The organism is Meiothermus ruber DSM 1279 (assembly GCF_000024425.1).
In the GTDB taxonomy this organism is placed as follows: domain Bacteria; phylum Deinococcota; class Deinococci; order Deinococcales; family Thermaceae; genus Meiothermus; species Meiothermus ruber.
In genome coordinates this window covers 2825211-2847257 of the sequence record NC_013946.1, presented here as the reverse complement: position 1 = coordinate 2847257, position 22047 = coordinate 2825211, and the positions used below count along the sequence as shown (strand labels likewise).

Below are 22047 nucleotides of genomic sequence, written 5' to 3'. Positions count from 1 at the left end.
CTTGTCAATAGTTATGAACACTTACGAAAGTTTTCGAAAAAAGCCCCTTGCTTTAGGGCTGCCGTGCTACCGCAACCTCGAGCCCCCGCTGCCGCAGGAGCTCGAGGTCTTCTTTTTTAGCCTTGCGGTCGGTGACGAGCAGGTGGGCTATTTCCAGCGGCCCGATGCGGGCGGCGGCGATCTGCATGAGCTTGCTGTGGTCGGCCAACACGATAATCTCACGGGCGGCCTCGATCATGGCCCGCTTAATCTCGGCCTCTTGCAGGTTGGTGTTGGTGAAGCCTTTGTCGGGGTGCACCCCGTTGCAGCCGATAAAGGCTTTGTCGGCGTTGATCTCCCGCAACAGCAGGGTGCCGTAGGGGTTGACCAGCGAGTGCTGCAAAGGCCGTAGCGTACCGCCTGTGACGATGACGGTGACGCCGGGGTGCGACTCCAGCAGCAAGGCGATGTTGAGCGCACTGGTAATGACCACCACGTTCTTCAAAGAGGGCGGGAGGGCTTTGGCCAGCTCGGTGGTGGTGCTGCCCACGTCCACAATAATTGTCTCGCCGTCGCGCACCAGGCTGGCTGCGTAACTACCGATGCTTTCTTTTTCTCTGGCGTGCACCTGGCGGGTTTCCTCCAGGGGCAGCTCGAAGCGCTTGATCTCGGCGGGTACGGCGCCCCCCCGCGTGCGCCGCAGCGCCCCCTGCTGTTCCAGGTATTCCAGGTCGGTGCGGATGGTGACCGTAGAAACACCGAAATGCTGGGCCAGCTTGCGTACCTTGACCCGTCCATCCCGGCGGAGCATCTCCAGGATGTCTTGATGTCGGAAGGTGGCTTCGAGGGAGGGCATAGCGAAAGAATACGAAAGTTTGCGAAGGGATGCAAACAAAAACTACTCTTCTTCGGCCAGCAGTGGCAGGAACACGGTAAAACGGGTCTCGCCAGGCCGGCTGGCTACGCGAATTTCGCCCCCGTGGGCTTCGGCAATCTGCTTGGCGATAGCCAGCCCCAGCCCGGTTCCGCCCTCGGGGCCGCGGGCGAAGCGGGTGAACAGGCGCGGGAGCACCTCGGGGGCGATGCCCGGCCCCCGATCCACCACAGCAAAGGCCGCCCAGGGCTGCTTGGGGGGCTTCATCTCGGGGGTGGAGGTGGTGCGTAGCTCATCGGCGGACTCGTAGGGGTCGGGGGGGTTGTCGGTAGGCTCCTTGACCATCCAGACCCGCACCTGTACTTTCTCCGGACTTCCAGCAGCCCGCACCGCGTTGGCAATCAGGTTACGGGCCAGTTGCAGCAGGCGGTCGGGGTCGCCTAACACCTCGGGAAATTCGCGGGGCATTTTGAGAACCACGCCCGGATACTCGCCCACCGCCTGCCGCAGCAGGTCGCCAAGATTGATGATGTGTGGGTTCACGCTGCGTTCGGCCTCACCGCGGGCCAGGGCCAGGAGATCCTGCACCATGCGGACGGTATGGGCTGCAATCTTACGGGCGCGCTCGAGCATCTCGGTATCGCCGGGGTTGCGGCTGAGGCGCTCGAGGTAGCCATTGAGCGAGGTGAGGGGGGTGCGCAGCTCGTGCGATACCTCGGCCAGGAAGGCCCGCTCGCGTGCCTGGGCCTCGCGCAGCTCGCCCAGCAGGTCGTTGACCTTCTCCACCATCACCCCCAGGTCGTCCTTGGGGCCGGTGTAGTGGATGGGCTCGAGGTTGCGCGGGCCGCGCTTGTCCACCTCCGAGGCCGCGCGGTGCAGGGGAATGAGCGAGAGGCGGGCCGCCAGCACAATCAAAAGAGCCCCCAAGGGCAATAGAAAAGCCATCCCCTGGATCAGGGTATTGCGCACGGTGGCTGAGATGCTCTCGATGTAGCGGGTGTCCTGGCTGACCACCACCACCGCCCCCGGTATGGCCTGGTAGGCCGCCATAAAGCTGGGGGCATAGTAGGGCTTGGCCGTGTTGCTGGCCGAACGAATAAAGTGTTTGGGTACTATGTGCTCAAAATCGGGGCTGGGGGCTATCAGAAGTTGCCCGCCTGTGCTGTAAAAGCTCACATTGATGGGGCCGGAGCGGGGTAGGCTGATCTCCCCAGCGCGCCCTGAGGCGTACAGCAAAGCCACCTCGTTGACGTAACGCAGGAGGGTGCGTTCAACCTGCCCATACAGGCCGAAGTTGATGCTGTAGACGGCGATGCTCAGGGTCAGCACCAGAATCAGCACCCACAGGATCGTATAGGCCAGGATCAGTCGGGTGCGGAAGGACATAGAGAAAGGGGGGCTGGGGCCCCGGCTCACTCGGCCTCGCGCTGCCGCAGGGCATAGCCCACCCCGCGCACGGTGCGCAGGTAGCCGTAAGCACCGGCTTCGCGCAGCTTGGCGCGCAGGTTGGCAATATGCACATCGACCACATTGGAGTCACGCTCGAGCTGCCTTCCCCACAGGTGCTCCTCGATCTCCTGACGGCTGAACACCTTGCCCGCACGGCTCACCAAAAGCGACAGCAATTCGAATTCCTTAGGTGAAAGGCGCAGCTCCTGGCCTTCGAACAGCACCTGTCGCTTGGCTAGGTGGACTTCCAAGCCCCCCACGCTGATCTGCTCACCCCCTTCACGGTGGCGGAGCTGCACCTGGATGCGGGCCAGCAACTCGGCGGGGTGGAAGGGCTTGACGATGTAGTCGTCGGCCCCGTCGGAGAGCAGGCTGACCTTGCGCTCCACTGCATCGGCGGCGGTGAGGACGATGATGGGCACCTCGTAGCCTGCTCGAATGCGCCGGGCTACTTCACCGCCGTCCAGATCGGGTAGGCCTAGGTCGAGGATGACCAGATCCGGTGTGGCCTCGCGCAGGCGCACCAGGCCCGACATTCCTCCCGAGGCCCAGTCCACGGTGTAACCGGCCTCGCCCAGCTCGAGCTGCAAGAGGTGTGCGATCTCGGGGTCGTCTTCAATCAGCAAAATACGTTTCATCGTACCTCCGGCAAGACACGCCCGTTGGGCAGATTCAGGCGGTATGTGCGGGTTAAGAGCTCATTAAGGCTCACGCGTTCTCCTTGAATGACCAGGGCGACATCCCCCCTAGGGGTGGTGATTCCATTGTAGGGTGGGCGGTAGCCGCCATCTACCCGGAACAGCACCCGCACCTCGCGGTTAGCGGGCGCAGGCAGCTTGCTTTGCAAAACCAGGTTGCGCTCCTCCACTTGCCAGACCACGTACACTGTGAGCAAATCCGGGGAGACCACCCGAATTTCGCTGCCCGACGGAATAAAGGGCAGGTTGGGTAGCGGTGCGAGCGCTAGTACGAAGGCAAGTAAAAGACTGCGCATCGTCTCACCACTATGCAAGCCTACCCAAATAGGTGCATGGGATTCCAGTAAAGGGCATTTTATACGTGCTGAGGGGGTGCTTCATAGGTCTTTGCGTTGCCGATAATATGGCTGGCAATATCCACCGTCATGGTAGTGTAAATGGAAGCCTCAAAAGTTTAGCATTTCTTAAGCCGCGAAGGCCCCGGCGAGCCACACGGCTACCAGCCCCCCCAGGGTGGTGGCCAGCAGGTTGGTGAGGTCATTGCTCCACCAGGAAATCTGATCTTCGCCCAGCCCCAGCAGCGTATCGGCCAGCGCGCCGGTGAGGCCCCCCAGCACCACCGCCCAGACGGGTGCCTCGAGCCAGGCCGCCCAGGGGGCAAATAGAAGCGCCCCTGCGAGCAAGGCCAGGGTACCCGGCCCACTGATGGCCGCGTTGGTTCCGCTTTCCACAGGGCCTTTTAGCAAATGCCAGGCCCGCGGGCTTCGGCTACCCAGTTCAGTAGCCAGGGTGTCGGCTGTGGCGGTAGCCAGCGCTGCGAGGAAAAAGGTCGGTGAGCCGAGTACAAGTCCCAGTGCAGCCGGAAGTCCATTGGCCAGTACCTGTGAAGCTGTTCGGCCTGCACGATCGCGGCTGCTCGAGTTGAGCCGGCTGGCCAGGCTGCCCAGAGCCACAAAGAACAGCACCGCCAGGGCTGCGGGGACACCGCCCGCCCATAAGGGTAAGCCCCCTACCAGCGCGGCGGCCCAGGAAGCCCCCGGTTTGAGCCAGCCCATGTGCTCGGCCAGCAGCCCGATTCCAAGGGCGATGAACAAAGCCAGGAAAAGACTCATCTTGCAGGCGGCTACAACACCTGTGACCAACGCACCGAGCGCACGTTGGGCACGTTGCGCAGGCGTTCATCCAGGGCTTTTTGCTCGCCCTCGCTTAAGTCGATGCGGGTGCTGATGCGAAACAGGGAAGAAAGCGGCGAGGTGGGGCTCGAATTTACGCCCATGGCGCTTTTGCCCATCCAGGCAATGGCATCCATGATGTCGCGCAGCAAACCGGCCCGGTCATCGGCCAGCACCTCGAGCTGCATCACCCGGCCCAGCCCTTCCCAGTAGGCCGGCACAACCCGCCCGGGGTCGTGCTCCATCAGCCGGCGCATGTTGGGGCAGCCCGCTTTGTGAATCGTGACCCCCCGCCCCCGGGTGATGTACCCCAGGATGGTATCGCCTTTGGCGGGCTCACAGCAGCTAGCCAGCTTAATGGGCACGTTGAGGTTGGACTCCAGGCGGATGCCCAGGGTGTTCTTGACGGGCTTGGGCCTGGCGGCAGCGGATTCGGTTCTGGGTACCAGGATGCGGGCAATCTGCTGGGGTGCCACCCGCCCGGTTGCAATGGCAGCGTACAGATCTTCTGGCGACGAGCTTTTGATAAGCTTGCGCCCCACCTCCTCGAGCTGGCTTTCCAGCGGCCGGGGCAGGCCCCGCCGCTTGAAGTACTTCTCCAGCATCCGCATGCCTTTTTCCAGGGTCTCGGCCCGCTCAAAAGCCCGGAAGTACATGCGGATTTTCTGCTTGGCTGAGCGGGTTTTGGCGTAATCGATCCAGTCTTTGGAGGGGTGGGCGGTCTTGGCGGTGAGAATCTCCACAATCTCGCCGTTTTGCAACTCGTAGCTGAGGGGCACGATGCGCCCATTCACCTTGGCCCCTACCATGTGATGGCCCACCTCGGTGTGAATGTGGTAGGCGAAGTCTACCGGGCTCGAGCCCTTGGGTAGGTTGATAATTTTCCCCTTGGGGGTAAAGACAAAAACCCGGTCGCCCAGCAACTCCTTGGTGACGGCCTCGACGAAATCACGCGAGCTGCTGTACTCCTGCTGCCAGTCCTGGATGCTTTTGAGCCAGCCCACCCGCCGACGGAGGTCTTCGGGGTCGGTGACGCCCTCCTTGTAGAGCCAGTGGGCGGCGACGCCAAACTCGGCGACCCGGTGCATCTCCCTGGTGCGAATCTGCACTTCCAGCGGCAGCCCGTTCACGGCGATGACGGTGGTGTGCAGCGACTGATAGCCGTTGGGCTTGGGCACCGCGATGTAGTCCTTGACCCGGCCCGGGATGGGCTGCCACAGGGCATGCACCAGGCCCAGCACGTGATAGCAGACCTGCTTCTCACGCAAGCTGTTTTCCTCGGGATCCGGCCCCTGGCGCGGATCCAGGATCACCCGCAAGGCCAGCAGATCGTAGATCTGTTCGATGGTTTTGCCCTCCCGCTCCATCTTTTTCCAGATGGAGAACAGGTGTTTGGTGCGGCCGGTGACCTCGAATTTTTTGATGGACTGCTTGAGGATGAAGTCGCGGGCCAGGGCCTGCTCGAGCTTTTCCTTGGCTGCTTGCACCGCGGCTTCCCGCTCGGCCCGGTGGCTTTTGAGACGGCGCTCGAGGGCCTGGTAGTTCTCGGGGTCGAGGTAGCGGAAGGAGAGGTCTTCGAGCTCGAGCTTGACCTGCCCAATCCCCAGCCGGTGCGCCAACGGGGCATAAATCTCCAGGGTTTCGCGGGCGATGCGCTGCTGTTTGTGGGGGGGCATAAACTCCAGGGTGCGCAGGTTGTGCAGCCGGTCGGCCAGCTTGACAATGATGATCCGCACGTCCTCGGCCATGGCGATAAACATCTGGCGCAGGTCCTCGGCGTGCTTTCCCTCGGCGTGCTTATCTTCCTGGGCGGCATGGGCCAGCTTGTAGAGCTTGGAGACCTTGGTCTCGCCCTCCACAATTTTTCGTACCGCGGCCCCAAAGCGCTCTTCAATATCCTCGGGCCGAACCTCGGTGTCCTCGATGGTGTCGTGCAGGAGTCCAGCCAGCAGGGTCTCGACATCCAGGCCCAGCTCAGCCAGGATTTGCGCAACTGCGACCGGGTGAACGATGTAGGGCTCGCCGCTCTTGCGTTGCTGGCCTTCGTGAGCACGGTAGGCGAACTCGAGGGCTTCCCGCACCTGGGCCTTGGCGGCATCGTTCAGGTAGTGAAGATAGGGCTCGAGCCGCTGCCACAAGGCCTCAACTGCAGAATGTGTTGTGGGCGATGGGGGCGCCGCGGTGGGCTGGGTAGGCTCGGTCATATCGAGGTTTCAAGGTTCCGGGTCTGCGCAGGTCAGCCCTTAGATGGACATGCCTCTCAGTCTAGCACCTTGCAAACAACTAGCCAATTTCATCCGACCGAGCTGGGTGCTGCCAGGGAGGCTCGACGGATAGGGCGTTATGGGTTTTGCGACAAATTCCTGAAGAACAGGATACACTGGTCGCATGCTGCGGCTAGACCTGGCAAACGTACTCTCCGAACGCATTGGCCCAAAGGGCATCGACTGGCCTTCGGCCCTGGCGGCTCATGCCCAGCGCTTGGAAGCGGCCCGCGATGCGCTCTGGCAGCGTAAGTCGGATCCTGCCGAGTTCCTGGGTTGGATTGACGTACCCGAGGACACCGAGACCCTGCGACGGGTACTGCGCTTCCGCGAGGCCCAGGCTTGGGTCGAGGATCTGGTGGTGCTGGGCATTGGGGGCTCGGCCCTGGGGGCCCAGGCGGTGGCCGCGGCCCTGGGTAAAGGCCCGGTGCGGCTGCATTTTGTGGACAATGTCGAACCTGAACCCATCCTCGAGCTGCTGCGGAAGCTCGAGCCCCATAAAACCCTGGTCAACGTTATCTCCAAGTCGGGCTCCACCGCCGAGACCATGGCGGCCTTTCTGGCCTTCCGCCGGTGGCTGGAGGATCGCCTCGGGCCGGATTGGAAGCGGCATGTCGTGGTTACCACCGATCCTGCCAAAGGCGTCCTGCGCCCCTACGCCCAGGCCGAGGGCCTTCCCGCCTTCGAGGTGCCGCGCGCGGTGGGGGGACGTTTTAGCGTGACCTGCCCGGTGGGCACCCTGCCGCTGGCGTTTGCTGAGGTCGACCTGGAAAACCTGCTGGCCGGGGCCCGCAAGGCCAACGAACAGGCCCGGGCCGCCCTCGAGCACAACCTGCCGGCCCAGACCGCGCTGCTGCACCACCTGTTTAGCCAGAAAGGCCAGAACATCGTGGTGTTTATGCCCTACTCCACCCGCCTGCGCTACCTGCCGGACTGGTTTGTGCAACTGCACGACGAGTCGCTGGGCAAGATGCGCGATCGGGCCGGCCAGGAAGTGCGCACCGGCACCACCGCGGTTCGAGCCATCGGCACCACTGACCAGCACGCCCAGGTGCAGCTTTTCCGGGAGGGGCCGCACGACAAGCTCATCAATTTTGTGCGCCTGCTGAACCCCAGCGAGGATCTGGAAATTCCGGCGGTGCGGGGGCTCGAGGCCCTCGACTACCTTTTTGGCAAGAGCTTCTTCAAGCTGCTGGATGCTGAGGCCAAAGCCACCGCCCACGCCCTGGCCAAGGCCGGCCAGCCCAACTACACCCTCACCCTGGAACAACTCGATGCCTACCACCTGGGCTGGCTGTTACAACACCTGATGTGGCAGACTGCCTTCCTGGGCGAGCTGTGGAACATCAACGCCTTCGACCAGCCGGGGGTGGAACTGGGCAAGGAGTACACCTACGCCCTGATGGGGCGCCGGGGCTGGGAGTCGCTGGCCCAGGAGTTGCGCGCCGAAGGAGTGGAATAACCGCACCCAACCAGCTCAGTGCCCCAGCAGTTGGCGCATGGCCTGTGGCACGGTCTGGGGCTGGCGCGTCTGGGGGTGGGCCGCCACATAGATGACCTCCCCGCTAATCAGGTGGGCCTCCTCCCGGAAGATACCCAGCACAAACTGCATGCTGCTGTTGCCGATGCGCCCGACCCGCACCCCGATATCCAGCTCGTCATCGTAGTGGGCAGGGGCGTGGTACTCCACGGTGGCCTTGACCACGAATAAATCCAGCCCAAAGCGCTCCACCGTGCTGGGGTAGGGGATGCCGAGGGCCCGCCAGTACTCGGTGATGGCCACATCAAAATAGGTCAGGTAGTGCCCGTTGAAAACGATACCCTGCGGGTCGGTCTCGGCCCAGCGAACCCGCAGGCGGTGGAAGAAGCCAAAATCGGCGCGCTGCATCCTCATCAATATAGCGCCTTAAAAAACCCCCCCCTGGGGGCAGGGGAGGTCAGAAAGGGGAGGTGTTATTCCGAGCTGCCCACGTCCCAGTGTTCGGGGGAGCGCCAGAGGTTGGAAATCAGCAGCTCGCGCATGGCCAGGAACTCCTTGGGCATCCGCTCGTAGAGCTTGATGAAAAGCTCCTCGTGCGAGAGGATCTCCTTGAGCCACAGCTCACGGTCGATGGCCATGAGCTCCTGGAATTGCTCCTTGCTGAAGTTCAGGCCGCGCCAGTCCAGGTCTTCGTAGTGGGGCACATAGCCCAGGGGCGATTCGGTGCCGCGCCCGCGCCCGTTGGCCCGATCCACAATCCACTTCAGCACCCGCATATTTTCGCCGTAGCCGGGCCACAGGTAGTTGCCATCTTTGTCCTTGCGGAACCAGTTCACGCTGAAGATGCGGGGCGGGTCTACCACCCGGCGGCCCATGTCCAGCCAGTGATTGAAGTAGCTGGCCATGTGATAGCCGATGAAGGGCAGCATGGCGAAGGGGTCGCGGCGCACCTCGCCGATCTGCCCGAAGGCCGCAGCGGTCATCTCCGAGCCCATGGTAGCGCCCAGATACACCCCAAAGCTCCAGTTGAAGCTCTGGTAAACCAGCGGCACTACTGTGGCCCGGCGCCCACCAAAGATGAAGGCCTTGATGGGCACACCCTTGGGGTTTTCCCACTCGGGGTCGATGGCGGGGTTCTGGCTGGCCGGGGCGGTAAAGCGGGCGTTGGGGTGGGCGGCTTTGCGTCCACAGTCGGGTGTCCACTCGTTGCCCTGCCAGTCGATGGCCCTGGCCGGCGGTGGGCCGTCCATGCCTTCCCACCAGACATCGCCCTCGGGGGTGAGGGCCACGTTGGTGAAGATGGTGTTGGCCTTGATGGTTTCCATGGCGTTGGGGTTGGTGCTATAGGACGTACCCGGAGCCACCCCAAAGTAGCCGGCTTCGGGGTTGATGGCATAGAGCCGCCCATCGGGGCCGGGCTTGATCCAGGCGATGTCGTCGCCCACCGTGGTGACTTTCCAGCCTTCTTCCTGGAAGGGCTTGGGCGGGATCAGCATGGCAAAGTTGGTCTTGCCGCAAGCGCTGGGGAACGCGGCGGCTACGTAGGTTTTCTGGCCTTTAGGGTCTTCGACCCCCAGAATCAGCATGTGCTCGGCCAGCCAGCCCTCGTCGCGCCCGATAACACTGGCAATCCGCAAGGCCAGGCACTTTTTGCCCAGCAGGGCGTTGCCGCCGTAGCCCGAGCCGTAGCTCCAGATGCTGCGCTCTTCGGGGAAGTGCACGATGTACTTGGTGGTGGGGTTGCAGGGCCATGGCACGTCTTTCTGTCCGGGTTCCAGGGGCATGCCCACGCTGTGCATGCAGGGCACGAAATCGCCATCCTCACCCAGCACGTCGTAGACGGCCTTGCCCATGCGGGTCATGATGCGCATATTGACCACCACATAGGCCGAGTCGGTGATCTCGATGCCGATGTAGCTGATGGGGGAGCCCAGCGGCCCCATGCTAAAGGGCACCACGTACATGGTGCGCCCCCGCATGCAGCCGTCGAAGAGGCTCTGCAGGGTGGCGTGCATTTCTTTGGGGTTGACCCAGTTGTTGGTGGGGCCGGCGTCTTCTTTGTTGATGGAGCAGATGAAGGTGCGGTCTTCTACCCGGGCGACGTCGCTGGGGTCGGAGCGGGCCAGGAAGCTGTTGGGGCGCAGCTTGGGGTTGAGGCGGATGAAGGTGCCGGCCTCCACGAGCTGATCGCACAGGGCGTTGTACTCCTCTTCCGAGCCGTCGCAGAAGTGCACCGCATCGGGTTTGCATAGCGCGACTGCTTCGGCGATCCAGTGCTTGACCCGTTCACTCTTGATGTAAGGAGGGAACTCGAGGTTTGACATAATCCCCTTTACTCTAACGGTAGCTTTGAGATATTTCACGAGCTCTCGAGGTCAGTTTCTGCCGCTTGCCGGTCTGGGTGTAGGGTCAAGCACCCTGATCCTTGGCTGCCCTAAACTGGGCACATGCGGATTCGCTTGCGCGAGAACGGGCCGCTGGTGATTGACCTGCCCGAGGGCAGCCGGTACCGGCTGGGTGGGGAGGAGCGGGTGCTCGAGCGGGCCAAGCTGGCTTTATGCCGCTGCGGCCACTCGGAAGACAAACCTTTGTGCGACGGGAGCCATAAGCGGGTGGGCTTTGTGGCGGCGGGGGGTGAGCTGGAAGTAGAGCTGCAATAGCCTTGGCGGGCTTTTTGCTATGCTGAGTCCGTCCATGAAGCCGGGCCCTCTTAACGCCATTACCGATGTGCCAGGTATCCAGGTAGGCCACTACACCGACCTCGAGCACCTCACAGGGGTTACGGTTATCTATCCTGAAAACGGCGCGGTGGCAGGGGTGGATGTGCGCGGTAGCGCACCGGGCACGCGTGAAACCGATCTGCTTAACCCGGTTAACCTGGTCGAGCGGGTGCAGGCCGTTGTGCTCTCGGGGGGGAGTGCCTATGGCCTCGAGGCCGCTTCAGGGGTAATGCGCTGGCTCGAGGAGCGCGGCCAGGGCTACCCGGTGGGTAACGCCACCACCCAGACCGTGGTGCCCATCGTGCCGGCGGCGGTGATTTTCGATTTGCTGGTGGGCAGCGCCACGGTGCGCCCCAATGCCCAGTACGGCTACTGGGCGGCCCAGAACCTGAAGGGCGGGCCGGTGGAGCAAGGGGTGGTGGGGGTGGGCACGGGCGCCCGCAACGGGGGGCTGAAAGGGGGGGTGGGCACCGCCAGCCTCGAGCTGCCCGGCGGGCTGTTGGTGGGGGCCATTGTGGCGGCCAACGCCCACGGGCGGGCCCACGACCCGGTAACCGGCGAGCTTTACGCGCGTTTCCTGGAGCAGGAGGGCGAGTTCAAGCTCAAGCACCCTCCCCGGCAATTGTCAGCCCCGGACTACACCGAGGTCTTCGCCGACGCCTTTGTGCGTAGCAACACGGTAATCGGCTGCGTAGCCACCAACGCCAGGCTGAGCAAAGCCCAGGCCCAGAAGGTAGCCCAGATGGCCCACGACGGCATCGCTCGAGCGGTTTTCCCGGCCCACACCATGTTCGACGGCGATGTCATCTTCTGCCTAGCCACCGGCGAGGTAGAGATTAACGGCCCCGCTGAACTCAGCCGGATTGGCGCGGTGGCCGCCGATGTGTTCGCCCGGGCCCTGGTGCATGGGGTGCTGCATGCTTACTCGGTGGGCGGGCTGGTTGCCTACCGGGACTTATACGATCGCTGAAGACCCCAACCATGAGGGTGGGCTGAATATGGATAAGGAGCAACTGGCCCAAAGCGCGGCCCAGGCTGTAGACACCGACGAACTGGTGCGCCTGACCCGGGCCCTGGTTCGCATTGCAAGCTACTATCCGGGGCCGGGGGAGCAGCCGGTGGTGGATTTCCTGGAGCCCTACCTGCGCGAGCGCGGTTTCAAGACCACCGTGCAGAGGGTGGCGCCGGGCCGCCCCAACCTGATCGCCGACCTGGGGCAGGGCAAAGGGGGGCTCATTCTGGAAGGCCATACCGATGTGGTCACGCACGGCAGTCTGGATCAATGGACGATTCCCCCCTACGAGGCCCGAATTGTGGACGGCAAAATTTACGGGCGCGGGGCCTGTGACATGAAAGGCGGGCTGGCTGCGGCCATCTGCGCGGCGGTGGCGGTGCAAAAGGTGCTGGGCCCGCCCCAGAAAACCCTGCGGCTGTGCATTCCCTGCGACGAAGAGGGCCTGATGATCGGCATCAAGGCGTTTATACGCGCGGGTTATGCCGAGGGCTTCGCCGGGGCTGTCATCTGCGAGCCGGAGGAAAACCAGGTCTGCCTGTGGCAAAAAGGGGCCATGCGGGTCTGGGTGCACTTTCAGGGGAAGATGGCCCACGGGGCCATGCCCTATGCCGGGGCCAACCCCATCCTGGCAGCCTCCAGATTCGTAACCGAGCTGGGCAGGCTGCAGGCGGCCTTGCAGGCGGAAAGCCAGCACGAGTACCTGGGCCTGCCCTGGATTACCCCGACGGTCTTCCAGGCGGGGGCCGGGGAGGGGCAGTTCAACGTGATACCCGATCGGGCGCGGGTGGGGCTGGACATCCGCACCAACCCCGGACAGGATCACCGGGTTCTCGAGGCCCGGCTTCGGCAGGCCCTGGAAGAGAGTCTGGAGGCTGGGGTCAGCGCGCGCCTCGAGGTCTTCGAAGACCGCCCCGCCACCGAGACCCCGCGCGATGCTGCGCTGGTGCAGGCGGTGGAACAGGGCTTGCAGCTTTTGCAGATGCCCATCCGGTATGGGGGGGTGCCGGGGGCCACCGACGGTACTTTTTTGCGGGCTTGGGCCGGGCTGCCCATCGTAACCCTGGGGCCGGGCGGTAAAACCATGCCCCATCAGGCCGACGAGTACATAGAGATTGAAGAACTGCTGGCCGCAGCCCGGCTGTATGCCGCCGTGGGGGTGCTGATGCTGGCCGGGTAGGGCAGGCTTTTTCCTTGGGGGGAAATTGTGGTATTGTCTCTTTGCGAGCGAGGCCGAAAAAAGCGTATCGGGTAGGCTTTTTTCGGATAGGAAGGGTGGAGAAAACCCGACCTAGCATGGTGAAACTCGAGATACCGGGTTCACCCGCGCGACGCGGCCATAAATCGCGACATTCCCACAACAATCCAAGGAGGAATCGAGATGAAACGTTGGTTGCTCATCGGTGTCCTGGCTCTTGTTGGGCTGGCCTGGGCCCAGCAGCGCGGTGGTAGCCTCACCATCGCCATCCAGACCGAGCCCGCGGCCTGGGATCCGACCCAGGTGGCCGGGGCGGACATCTCCCGCGTGGTCTACGACAACGTGCTGCAGGGTCTGGTCAAGCGCAACCCCAAGGGTGAGATCGTGCCCTCGCTGGCTACGCGCTGGGTGGTTTCCAACTCGGGCCTGACCTACACCTTTACCCTGCGCCAGGGCGTGAAGTTCCACGACGGCTCCGACTTTACCGCCCAGGACGTGCTGGCTAAGTTCAACCGGGCCCGCAACCCCGATACCCGGGCCTCGGGCCACCTGCGCCCCGACCTGTACCGCGACATTGCCAACATCACCAGCCCCAACCCCAACACGGTGGTGTTTAGCCTGCGCCAGCCCAATAACGACTTCCTCTTCATCCTGTCGCGCCCCGAGTCGCTGATTGGCCCCCGGCAGCGCCCCCTGGCCGAGCAACGGGTGCAGCCCATTGGCACCGGCCCCTTCCGCTTTGCGGCCTGGGAGCGGGGGGTGGCGGTGCGGCTCGAGCGCAACCCCAACTACTACGTGCAGGGCCTGCCCTACCTGGATCGGGTCAACTTCCGCTTCCTGGGCGATGGGGATGCCCAACTGGCCGGTCTGCGGGCCGGCGACCTGGACGTGATCGCCTACAGCCTGCTGCCCGAGAACGCGGTGGTGCTTTCGCGCGATAGCAACTTCAAGGTGTTCTCGGGCTCCGGGACGGCCGAAGCGGTGGCCGGTTTCAACAACAGCCGCCCCCCCTTCAACGACGTGCGGGTGCGCCGGGCCATCACCCTGGCGACCAACAAGGACGAGCTGATCCAGGGGGCCATGCTGGGCTATGGAACCAAGATCGGCTCCATGCGCTCGCCGGGTGAGGCCTGCTACGTAGATTTGAGCAACTTCAACGCCTACAACCCCGACGAGGCCCGCCGTCTCTTGGCCGAGGCCGGTTTCACCAACCAGAACCCCCTGCGCTTTACCTTCAACCTGGCCGCCGAGTTCCCCTACGAGCGCCGCATCGGCGAGGCCATGGTGGCCCAGCTCAACAGGCTGGGGCCGCTGCAAGTGACCATCCAGGTCACTGACTTCAACACCTGGATCCAGCGGGTTTTCTCGCAGGCCGACTACGCCATGACCATCATCGGGCACGTGGAGGCCAACGACATTGGCAACTACGCCAACCCCCGTTACTACTGGCGTTATAACAACCCGCGCTTCCAGCAGCTCTTCACCCAGTACCTGCGGGCCCCCAACCAGACCAAGGCCTGCGAGGCCCTGGCAGCAGCCCAGCGCCTGCTGGCTGAGGATGCCGCGGGGGTCTGGACTATGAGCCTGCCCGCCCTGGGCGCCTACCGGGCCCGTGTGCAGAACTGGCCGGATGGCTTCTTGTCACCGGGCATCAGCGTGGCCGAGGTGTGGGTACGGCAGTAGCTAGCTAACGTGGGCCTTGAGGGTCGAGTGTCAAGGGCGTTTCGGCTCGAGACCCTCGACCCTTGATCTCTGACTATGTTCGCCTACACGCTTCGTCGCCTTGGCTTGGCCCTCGTCACTCTGTGGCTGGCGACGCTGCTGGTGTTTGGGGCGTTGCTGCTGATTCCCGGCAACCCGGCCCAGGCCATTCTGGGGATTGAGGCCACGCCCGCCGACCTCGAGGCCCTCGAGGCCCGGCTAGGCCTGGATAAACCGCCGCTCGAGCGCTACATAAGCTGGCTGGGCGGGGTGCTGCGGGGCGACCTGGGCCAGTCCATCCGCTATGAGCAGCCCATCTCGGAGCTGATTGTGGCCCGGCTGGGCATCACCCTGCCCATCGTGGTAGCTTCGCTGCTGCTGGCGACCATCCTGGCCGTGCCCATGGGCATCCTGGCGGCCCGCAAGGCTGGCAGCCCCATCGACCTGGGGGTCTCGGTGGCCTCGTTGCTGGGCATCGTGCTGCCCTCGTTCTGGGTGGGGCTGATGTTCATCTACATCTTCATCGTCTGGCTCAGGCTGCCCCTGCCCACCAGTTTTCCTATCGGGGGCTGGGAGAACCCGGAGCGCGCGCTGGCGGCCCTGGTGCTGCCGGTGCTCACCGTGGCGCTGGCCAGCGCCTCGTTTCTGGTGCGGCTGGTGCGGGGGAGCGTGCTCGAGGTGCTCTCGCAGGACTTTATCCGCACCGCCCGGGCCAAGGGGCTGACCGAGCGGGTGGTGCTGTACAAGCACGCCCTGCGCAACGCAGCCCTGCCGGTGGTCACGGTGCTGGGGCTCGAGTTCGCCAGCCTGCTCATCGCCACGGTGGTGGTGGAGACGGTCTTTGGGATTCCCGGCCTGGGCTCGCTCTCGCTTACCGCCATCAGCGCCCGCGACTACCCGTTGGTGCAGGGGGTGGTGCTGGTGATTGCGGCCTTTATCGTGCTGATGAACCTGTTGGTGGACTTGTTGTATGGGTTGCTCGACCCAAGGGTGAGTTATGCCTGATCGGGCTGTACCGGCCAAACCGTTCAAAAAACCCTCGGGGTGGGCCCGGCTGCCCATCGCCCTCAGGGTGGGGGCCTTCCTGATTTTGCTCATACTGCTGATGGTGCTGGCCAGCGCGCTCAACCCCACCGACCCCAACGCCACCACCCCCAACCGCCTGGCCCCCATCTTTTCCCCAGGGCATCCCCTCGGCACCGATATCCTGGGACGGGACACCCTGGCAAGGGTGCTGGCCGGGGCCCAGAATGCGCTCTACGTGGGCCTGGTGGCGGTGGGCATTGGGTTGACGGCAGGGCTTCTGCTGGGGGTGCTGGCGGGGTACTTTGGGGGCTGGCTCGACCAGATTCTGTCGGTGCTGCTCGAGGCCCTCTACGCCCTTCCGGCCCTGCTCATCGCCCTCTTGCTGGCGGCCATCTTCAACCCCGGCGTAACCACCTCGATGGTGGCGATTGGCCTGGCCGCGGTGCCAGCCTTTGCCCGGGTGGCCCGGGCCGGGGTGTTGTCGGTCAAGGCCCTGCCCTACATCGAGGCGGCCAGGGCCCTGGGCATGGGCCATGGGCGCATCATGCTGAAGCATGTCCTGCCCAACATCATCGGGCCTTTGGTGGTGCAGGCCAGCCTGGCCTTTGCCGTGGCAATTCTGGCCGAAGCCGCGCTTTCGTACCTGGGCCTGGGCACCCAGCCCCCCAACCCCAGTTGGGGCCGGATGCTGCGCGAGGCGCAGAGCTACCAGGAGCTGACACCGTACCCGGTCATTTTTCCCGGTCTGGCCATTGGCCTGGCGGTGCTGGGCTTCAACCTGCTGGGCGACGGGTTGCGGGACTACCTCGACCCCAGGAAAAGGAGCTAAGGGGGGAACCATGAACTACGCAGAGATGTTCCGGCTGGATGGCAAGGTGGCGTTGGTGGTAGGAGGCGGCTCGGGGATTGGACAGGCCTCCTGCGAGGCCCTGGCGGCCCAGGGGGCCGCCGTGGTGGTGGCGGATGCGCAGGCCGAGCTGGCCGCTGAAACCGCCGGCCGGATTGAGGCCAATGGGGACCGGGCCGAGGCCAGCCCGGTGGACATCACCGACCTCGAGGCGGTCAAGGGTCTGATTAAGGGCATTTTGGAACGCCACGGGCGGCTCGATGTGGCCGTGACCACGCCCAGCATCAACGTGCGCAAGCCTGCTTTGAACTATACCGGCGAGGAGTTCGACCGGGTGGTGAACCTCAACCTCAAAGGCACCTTCAACCTGCTCACCGAAGCGGGCCGGGTCATGGCCGAGCAGGGCGGGGGCTCGCTCGTGGCATTTTCCTCCATCCGCTCGCTGGTGGTGGAGCCGGGGCAGTCGGTCTACGCCATGACCAAGGCTGGGACGGTGCAGCTCATCCGGGGCCTGGCCGTGGAGCTCGGCCCCAGGGGGGTGCGGGCCAATGCGATTGCCCCTGGGGTGATTGATACCCCCCTCACCGCCCCCATCAAGGGCAAGCCCGACTGGTATCAGGCCTACGCCGAGCGCAACATCCTGCGGCGCTGGGGCCGCCCCGAGGAGGTGGCAGCAGCGGTGGTTTTTCTGGCTTCGCCGGCGGCTTCCTACATCACCGGCACCATTCTGTTTGTGGATGGGGGCTGGACGGCCATTGATGGGCGGTTTGATCCGCCGTTATAGCCAGCCGAGGTTGCCGGAAGCCTTCAGCGATTGTTCAGAAAGATGCCCTAAACTTGGCCCGTGAACGCTGCGTTCCGAGCCTTCCTTTTGCTGTTGTTGCTGGGCGGCGCTGCTTACGCCCAACGACCTGTGGACATTGCCTTTTGGCACACCCTCGAGCCCCCAGCACGGGAGGCCCTGGAAAAAATTGTGGCCGACTTCAACAGCCGGCAGCGCGACTACCGTGTGCTGCCACAGTATGTGGGCGATCTGCGCGAAGGGGGTATTAAACTCACCGCGGCCATTCGCGCTGGCAATGCGCCCCCGCTCTACTACGGCGAGGTTTCGTTTGTGAGCCGGGCGGTGCAGGAAAACCTGGCCCTGCCGCTGGACGAGTACCTTGGGGCTTTGCCGGGCGACTTTTATCCGGGGCTGCTCGAGGCCGGGCGCTGGCGGGGCCGAACCTATGCCCTGCCGGTGGAGCTGCACCTGCCGGTGCTGTTTTACAACGCCGACCAGCTAGCCAGCCGCCGTCTCAACCCCCCCTCAAGCTGGGAGGCCCTGGCCGCGGCGGCCCAGCAGCTCACCACCCGCTCGGCCAAGGGTTTTATCGTGGTGAGCGATGTGTACAGCTTTAATGCGGTGGTGATGAGCCGGGGCGGGCAACTGGTGCGCGAAGGCCGGCCCAACTTTACCGATGCCAAGGTGGTGCAGAGCCTCGAGTACCTGCAGAACCTGGTGCGCTCGGGCTACGCGGTGAGCCGCAACATCGCCGAGGCCCCCTTTGCCATGGTGGATTTTGTGCGCACCAAGGTGTTTATGGGGGTGGCCCCCATCACCGTCTGGCCCACCCTGGAAAAGCGCACCCCCATTCCTTTCCGGCTGGGGGTGGCCCCGCTGCCCCGCACCCCCGACGGAAAGCTGCCGCTGGCCGGGGGCAACCTGATGGTGCTGCGCGGGGCCAGCGAGGCCCAGGCCCGCGGGGCGGTGGCGCTGTGGCGCTACTGGATGGAGCCGGCCAACATAGCCGAGTGGGTCAAGGCCACCTACTGCCTGCCCCTGCGTCGTTCGGCCCAGCCTTTGCTGGAGGACTTCTACCGCGAAGACCCCCGCCGCCGGGTGGTGCTGGGGGGCCTCGAGCAGGCCGCGCTCTGGGCGCAAGACCCCGAGGTAACCCTGTGGTACGGCTTCCTGGAAGAGGCCCTCGAACGCGTTTTGAAGGGCGGCGCCAACCCCCGCCAGGCCCTGGAAGAGGCCCAGCGCAAAGCCCTGACAGTGGAACGCCGCTGATGCCTTTATAGGTGCCGCTGGAGCCAGTCGGTTATATCGTGCAGCACCTGTTCTTTTTGCAGGTCGTTGTGGGGCTCGTGATAGCCTTCGGGGTAGACGCGGAGCTCTTTGTCGATGGAAGCGGCCTCGCGGAATAGCCAGCGCGCGCCCTCTACACGGTTGATGGTATCGGCCTCGCCGTGCAGGATGAGCAAGGGGTCGCGAATGTTTTTGATCTGGGCCTTGACCGAAGCAATGGTCTTGAGCACCTCGCTACCCCAGCGGGCGCTGGCCTGATTGTGCACCAGTGGGTCTTTGCGGTAGGCCTCGACCACCCCCGGATCGCGGGAAAGGGCGCGCGCATCGAGTCCCAGCCGGAGCGAGAAGGTAGGGTGGTACCTGGAAAGCAGGTGTGCAATCCCTGCCAGCAGGGGGTTGGCCACCTTGCCGGGCTCGAGCAGCACCCCGCTCAGGATGGCGCCTTGCAAGCCTGATGTCTGATAGGTCAGGTAGTCCAGCACCACCAGACTGCCCATGCTGTGGCCGTAGATGAACAGGGGTGTCTGGCGTTCGTAGCTCTCAACCACATTGCGAAAAAACGCCAGGTCGTACCAGTAATCACGCCAGGTATCAACGTGCCCGCGCTGACCGGGTGAGCAGCCGTGCCCCCGCAGATCGAAGGCATATACTGCGAAGCCTCGAGACGCCAGGTGGGTTGCCAGGTCGGTGTAGCGCCCGCTGTGCTCACCAAACCCGTGAATGATCACCAAAACTGCTCTGGGTTCTTCGGGCCGCCAGCACCGATAGAATAACCTTGCCCCAAACGCGCCTGAAAAATAACCTTCACCGGTGCGCATAGCCTAGTCAACCCAAAGTGTATTTACTATACGCGATTGACCGAAAAAATTCTAACAGGCTCCAGCAGCCACTGCCCCTGAACGGGTGGGGTCTCGCCCCCCGCGGGCCGTTGATGGATGCGGTGAACCACCTCCATGCCCCGCACCACCCGGCCAAAGGCGGCAAACCCCAGGCCATCGGGGTTGCGCCGGCCACCGTGGTCGAGCTCGGGCTGGTCGCCAATGCAGATGAAAATTCGGACTGGGCCGAGTTGGGCTCGAGGCGGGCCATCGAGACCGTACCGTTTTGGTGCCGAAGCCCGGTCTGGGCGGTGGTCTCCAGCGTGATGGGCGGCAGCTTGGCCGGGTGTTCGCCCATGCCCAGCCCACCCTGAATCACCTCGATCTTGATGGGGCTCTGGGCCTGGTTGTCCATGCGCACGGTGCGGTAAAAGGTTGCGCCCCGGTAGCGATGCTCGTCCACATAGCGCAGGAAGTTGGCTACCGTGCGGGGGGCCTGGGCGGAGAAAAGCTCGAGGACGATCTCACCTAGCTCGGTCTGGATCGAAACCTGTGGGTTTCTTGGATTCATAGGTGGGCGGCTCCTTTGCTGGAAACGGGGTATCCTTCCCAGTCGGCCGGGCGTTCCGCCAGGCCCAGGCGCCAGGCCACGCCCTGGGCGCAGCGCTCCCCGGCCTGGCCGTCGCCATACGGGTTGGGGCGGTGGCGCATGGCCTCTAGGGCAGTCTCATCCGAGAGCAGGGTGTCGATGGTGGCAAACACCTGCTCGGGGTCGGTTCCAGCCAGCTTGAGGGCCCCCACCTCGAGCCCCTCGGGCCGCTCGGTCACGTTGCGCAACACCACCACCGGCACCCCCAGGGTGGCCCCGCTCTCCTGAACCCCACCGGAGTCGGTTACAAGCAGGGTGGAGCGCTTCATTAAACCGGCCATGGCCCCAAACTCCAGGGGCTCGAGCAGCGTGAAGTTGGGCACCTGTTGCAGCACTGGGTAGACCGCCTCCCGCACCGCCGGGTTGAGATGCACGGGGTATACAAAATGACACTCGGGGTGCGCTCGAGCCACCCGCGCCAGGGCCGAGGCCAGCTCGTGCATAAAGGGGAGGTTTTCGCGGCGGTGCATGGTTACGGTCACGATGCGCTTGTCCTTGGGTAGCGGTGGTGGTGTGCCGCGCTCGCTGGCATAGAGCACCGCATCCACCTCGGTCTGGCCGGTTACGATGATGTTCTGGGCGGGTTTGCCCTCGCGCAGGAGGTTGGCCCTGGAGGTATGGGTGGGGGGCAGATCCAGGTCGGTGAGCACGTCGGTCAGACGGCGGTTGGCCTCCTCGGGGAAGGGCTCGAGCATATTAAAGCTGCGCAGCCCGGCCTCCACGTGCGCTACTGGAATCTGCTCGAAGAAAGCCGCCAGGGTTACGGCAAAAGTGGTCAGGGTATCGCCGTGCACCATCACATAATCGGCGCGAAGTTCCCTGAGCTTGGCGGCCGCCGCCGGTACGATGCGCCCCATCAGGTCGGGGAGGGTCTGGCGGTCGGTCATTACCTGTAGATCGGCGTCGGGCTCGATGCCAAACACCCGCAGGGCGTCCTCGAGCTGGGTGCGGTGCTGCCCGGTTGAAAGCACCACACTCTCGATGCCGGTTTGTTTGCGCATGGCGAAGATGACCGGGGCCATCTTGATGGCCTCCGGCCGGGTTCCAAAGGCCAGCACCACCCGCTTCACAGGCCCTCCTGCGCAGCGAGGTTTTGCCGTATGAGGGTGTGAAGAAACTGGGGCTTTGCCGTAATTGAACCGTGCGTTCTGCAGTTTTTTGGAAAATCTGATAGAAAGACCATCCTATCGCACCATAGTACAGCCTTGTATACTGAACGGCTCAAAACGGGTACAGTAGCCTGGGGATACTGCCATGTTGAGCCGCCTTGCACCGCTGGTAGCAGCCGGAATCGGGTTGCTGGCGCTGGCCCAGGGTGTGCCGTGGCCGCCGGGCGAGCGGCTGACCTACAACCTCACCTGGCAGGGCCTCGGGGTGGGCCGGCTTTACCTGGGCGCAGACCTGGTGGAGGGTGGCTGGCGTTATCGGCTCAAACTCGAGCCCACCGGACTGGCTAAAACCCTGGGGTATGGGCTCGAGTCCGAAAGCTACGTCGGCTTCGACTTTCGCACCGACCGCTTCTGGCAAAACCTGACCGAGCCGCTCAGGGGCACCACCCGGCTCATATACGAGCGGCAGGAAAACAGCGGTTCGTGGGCCCGGGTGATCCACCCCGATGGCAGCCAGACCGGCTGGGTCAGCCCAAACGATCAACTGCTGGATCAGCTTGCTCTTATCTACTACCTGCGCCTGCATCCCGAGACGCGGCAGATCGTCGCGGTGGACTACCCCAAACCTGCCCAGGGGCAACTGGAAGTCTTGCCAGCCAGCAACGGCCTGGTGGGCTATCGTTTTGCTCGAGACGATGTGCTGGTTGAGGTCTGGTACCGTCAGAATCCCCAGCGAACCCCTGTACGCTTTGTTTTTGGGCGCGACTTCGGTCGTTTGGAGGCCACGCTGGTTGAGAGCGGGCGCTAGCACATACAACCAATCCCCAGGTACAACCAATCCCCAGGCCGCCGGGGCCTCTTCGAACCATCCTGGATTCGATGCTGGCCGGGATTTGTGCGTTGACCACAGGCCCTGTTGCAACCGATGGCTTGGAAACTGCTTCGGGGTGCGTTATAGTTGCCCTAACCCAGCCAACCCT

20 protein-coding genes and 1 pseudogene are annotated in these 22047 nt (G+C 64.0%); 10 read left to right on the top strand and 11 right to left on the bottom strand.

All coding sequences use genetic code 11. The annotated features are described in order from the left end of the window. Positions 1–52: 52 nt before the first annotated feature. From MRUB_RS14105 to MRUB_RS14080, 6 genes are all read right to left on the bottom strand, one after another. Positions 53–835, bottom strand: a complete 783-nt coding sequence (locus MRUB_RS14105) for a DeoR/GlpR family DNA-binding transcription regulator (RefSeq protein ID WP_013015052.1) — start codon at positions 833–835, stop codon at positions 53–55. A 42-nt stretch (positions 836–877) separates the two neighbouring features. Beyond that, complete coding sequence (locus MRUB_RS14100) at positions 878–2239, bottom strand: sensor histidine kinase (RefSeq protein WP_013015051.1); 1362 nt, start codon at positions 2237–2239, stop codon at positions 878–880. A gap of 26 nt (positions 2240–2265) precedes the next feature. Next, positions 2266–2940 carry a response regulator transcription factor gene (locus tag MRUB_RS14095; protein ID WP_013015050.1) on the bottom strand — a complete coding sequence of 225 codons (675 nt, stop codon included), beginning with the start codon at positions 2938–2940 and terminating at the stop codon, positions 2266–2268. After that, the gene (locus MRUB_RS14090) at positions 2937–3296 is read right to left on the bottom strand and encodes a hypothetical protein (RefSeq protein ID WP_013015049.1); all 360 of its coding nucleotides are present in this window, start codon (positions 3294–3296) and stop codon (positions 2937–2939) included. Before MRUB_RS14090 ends, MRUB_RS14095 begins: the two co-directional genes overlap by 4 nt. A 168-nt stretch (positions 3297–3464) precedes the next feature. Beyond that, positions 3465–4112, bottom strand: a complete 648-nt coding sequence (locus tag MRUB_RS14085; protein WP_013015048.1) for a DUF92 domain-containing protein — start codon at positions 4110–4112, stop codon at positions 3465–3467. Between the two features lie 11 nt (positions 4113–4123). After that, complete coding sequence (locus MRUB_RS14080) at positions 4124–6376, bottom strand: RelA/SpoT family protein (RefSeq protein WP_013015047.1); 2253 nt, start codon at positions 6374–6376, stop codon at positions 4124–4126. A gap of 184 nt (positions 6377–6560) precedes the next feature. Between MRUB_RS14080 and MRUB_RS14075 the strand changes: the two genes are divergently transcribed. Beyond that, positions 6561–7898: a hypothetical protein gene (locus MRUB_RS14075; protein ID WP_013015046.1), complete on the top strand. Its 1338-nt coding sequence runs from the start codon at positions 6561–6563 to the stop codon at positions 7896–7898. A gap of 15 nt (positions 7899–7913) precedes the next feature. Here MRUB_RS14075 and MRUB_RS14070 read toward each other — a convergent pair whose 3' ends face one another. Both MRUB_RS14070 and MRUB_RS14065 read right to left on the bottom strand, forming a co-directional pair. After that, on the bottom strand, positions 7914–8324 hold the full coding sequence (locus tag MRUB_RS14070; protein WP_015586664.1) for an acyl-CoA thioesterase: 411 nt from the start codon (positions 8322–8324) through the stop codon (positions 7914–7916). A 65-nt stretch (positions 8325–8389) separates the two neighbouring features. Continuing rightward, the gene (locus MRUB_RS14065) at positions 8390–10240 is read right to left on the bottom strand and encodes a phosphoenolpyruvate carboxykinase (GTP) (RefSeq protein ID WP_013015044.1); all 1851 of its coding nucleotides are present in this window, start codon (positions 10238–10240) and stop codon (positions 8390–8392) included. Between the two features lie 123 nt (positions 10241–10363). Between MRUB_RS14065 and MRUB_RS14060 the strand changes: the two genes are divergently transcribed. The 8 genes from MRUB_RS14060 to MRUB_RS14025 all read left to right on the top strand — a co-directional run bounded on the left by MRUB_RS14060 (position 10364) and on the right by MRUB_RS14025 (position 18473). After that, positions 10364–10576, top strand: coding sequence for a CDGSH iron-sulfur domain-containing protein (locus tag MRUB_RS14060; protein WP_013015043.1), 213 nt, complete (start codon positions 10364–10366; stop codon positions 10574–10576). 34 nt (positions 10577–10610) lie between these two features. Beyond that, positions 10611–11606: a P1 family peptidase gene (locus MRUB_RS14055; RefSeq protein WP_013015042.1), complete on the top strand. Its 996-nt coding sequence runs from the start codon at positions 10611–10613 to the stop codon at positions 11604–11606. Positions 11607–11634: 28 nt separating this feature from the next. Continuing rightward, entirely contained in the window at positions 11635–12828 is a 1194-nt protein-coding gene (locus MRUB_RS14050; RefSeq protein ID WP_013015041.1) for a M20 family metallopeptidase, read from the top strand. Positions 12829–13029: 201 nt separating this feature from the next. After that, positions 13030–14529, top strand: coding sequence for an ABC transporter substrate-binding protein (locus MRUB_RS14045; RefSeq protein ID WP_013015040.1), 1500 nt, complete (start codon positions 13030–13032; stop codon positions 14527–14529). Positions 14530–14604: 75 nt separating this feature from the next. Then, positions 14605–15552 (top strand): ABC transporter permease, encoded by a 948-nt coding sequence (locus MRUB_RS14040; protein WP_013015039.1) that lies wholly within the window; start codon positions 14605–14607, stop codon positions 15550–15552. Then, positions 15545–16402, top strand: coding sequence for an ABC transporter permease (locus MRUB_RS14035; protein ID WP_013015038.1), 858 nt, complete (start codon positions 15545–15547; stop codon positions 16400–16402). The genes MRUB_RS14040 and MRUB_RS14035 overlap by 8 nt, the downstream gene beginning before the upstream one ends. A gap of 10 nt (positions 16403–16412) precedes the next feature. Further along, entirely contained in the window at positions 16413–17204 is a 792-nt protein-coding gene (locus tag MRUB_RS14030) for an SDR family NAD(P)-dependent oxidoreductase (RefSeq protein ID WP_013015037.1), read from the top strand. Positions 17205–17264: 60 nt separating this feature from the next. Next, positions 17265–18473, top strand: a complete 1209-nt coding sequence (locus MRUB_RS14025; RefSeq protein ID WP_013015036.1) for an extracellular solute-binding protein — start codon at positions 17265–17267, stop codon at positions 18471–18473. Between the two features lie 5 nt (positions 18474–18478). On the opposite strand, the gene MRUB_RS14020 is transcribed toward MRUB_RS14025, so the two are convergent. The 3 genes and pseudogenes from MRUB_RS14020 to wecB all read right to left on the bottom strand — a co-directional run bounded on the left by MRUB_RS14020 (position 18479) and on the right by wecB (position 21028). Beyond that, on the bottom strand, positions 18479–19309 hold the full coding sequence (locus MRUB_RS14020; protein ID WP_013015035.1) for an alpha/beta hydrolase: 831 nt from the start codon (positions 19307–19309) through the stop codon (positions 18479–18481). Positions 19310–19335: 26 nt separating this feature from the next. Continuing rightward, a pseudogene (locus tag MRUB_RS14015) lies at positions 19336–19880 on the bottom strand (peptidylprolyl isomerase). Continuing rightward, positions 19877–21028 (bottom strand): non-hydrolyzing UDP-N-acetylglucosamine 2-epimerase, encoded by a 1152-nt coding sequence (gene wecB / locus MRUB_RS14010; protein ID WP_013015033.1) that lies wholly within the window; start codon positions 21026–21028, stop codon positions 19877–19879. The pseudogene MRUB_RS14015 and the gene wecB overlap by 4 nt, the downstream one beginning before the upstream one ends. A 184-nt stretch (positions 21029–21212) precedes the next feature. Between wecB and MRUB_RS14005 the strand changes: the two genes are divergently transcribed. Continuing rightward, positions 21213–21875: a DUF3108 domain-containing protein gene (locus MRUB_RS14005; protein ID WP_013015032.1), complete on the top strand. Its 663-nt coding sequence runs from the start codon at positions 21213–21215 to the stop codon at positions 21873–21875. The last annotated feature ends 172 nt before the right edge of the window (positions 21876–22047 follow it).

What these genes read in the sequence shown, in the direction of transcription:
- MRUB_RS14105 (WP_013015052.1), bottom strand. Translation starts at nt 835, where the DNA reads ATGCCCTCCCTCGAAGCCACCTTCCGACATCAAGACATCCTGGAGATG.
- MRUB_RS14100 (WP_013015051.1), bottom strand. Translation starts at nt 2,239, where the DNA reads ATGTCCTTCCGCACCCGACTGATCCTGGCCTATACGATCCTGTGGGTG.
- MRUB_RS14095 (WP_013015050.1), bottom strand. Translation starts at nt 2,940, where the DNA reads ATGAAACGTATTTTGCTGATTGAAGACGACCCCGAGATCGCACACCTC.
- MRUB_RS14090 (WP_013015049.1), bottom strand. Translation starts at nt 3,296, where the DNA reads ATGCGCAGTCTTTTACTTGCCTTCGTACTAGCGCTCGCACCGCTACCC.
- MRUB_RS14085 (WP_013015048.1), bottom strand. Translation starts at nt 4,112, where the DNA reads ATGAGTCTTTTCCTGGCTTTGTTCATCGCCCTTGGAATCGGGCTGCTG.
- MRUB_RS14080 (WP_013015047.1), bottom strand. Translation starts at nt 6,376, where the DNA reads ATGACCGAGCCTACCCAGCCCACCGCGGCGCCCCCATCGCCCACAACA.
- MRUB_RS14075 (WP_013015046.1), top strand. Translation starts at nt 6,561, where the DNA reads ATGCTGCGGCTAGACCTGGCAAACGTACTCTCCGAACGCATTGGCCCA.
- MRUB_RS14070 (WP_015586664.1), bottom strand. Translation starts at nt 8,324, where the DNA reads ATGCAGCGCGCCGATTTTGGCTTCTTCCACCGCCTGCGGGTTCGCTGG.
- MRUB_RS14065 (WP_013015044.1), bottom strand. Translation starts at nt 10,240, where the DNA reads ATGTCAAACCTCGAGTTCCCTCCTTACATCAAGAGTGAACGGGTCAAG.
- MRUB_RS14060 (WP_013015043.1), top strand. Translation starts at nt 10,364, where the DNA reads ATGCGGATTCGCTTGCGCGAGAACGGGCCGCTGGTGATTGACCTGCCC.
- MRUB_RS14055 (WP_013015042.1), top strand. Translation starts at nt 10,611, where the DNA reads ATGAAGCCGGGCCCTCTTAACGCCATTACCGATGTGCCAGGTATCCAG.
- MRUB_RS14050 (WP_013015041.1), top strand. Translation starts at nt 11,635, where the DNA reads ATGGATAAGGAGCAACTGGCCCAAAGCGCGGCCCAGGCTGTAGACACC.
- MRUB_RS14045 (WP_013015040.1), top strand. Translation starts at nt 13,030, where the DNA reads ATGAAACGTTGGTTGCTCATCGGTGTCCTGGCTCTTGTTGGGCTGGCC.
- MRUB_RS14040 (WP_013015039.1), top strand. Translation starts at nt 14,605, where the DNA reads ATGTTCGCCTACACGCTTCGTCGCCTTGGCTTGGCCCTCGTCACTCTG.
- MRUB_RS14035 (WP_013015038.1), top strand. Translation starts at nt 15,545, where the DNA reads ATGCCTGATCGGGCTGTACCGGCCAAACCGTTCAAAAAACCCTCGGGG.
- MRUB_RS14030 (WP_013015037.1), top strand. Translation starts at nt 16,413, where the DNA reads ATGAACTACGCAGAGATGTTCCGGCTGGATGGCAAGGTGGCGTTGGTG.
- MRUB_RS14020 (WP_013015035.1), bottom strand. Translation starts at nt 19,309, where the DNA reads ATGCGCACCGGTGAAGGTTATTTTTCAGGCGCGTTTGGGGCAAGGTTA.
- MRUB_RS14005 (WP_013015032.1), top strand. Translation starts at nt 21,213, where the DNA reads ATGTTGAGCCGCCTTGCACCGCTGGTAGCAGCCGGAATCGGGTTGCTG.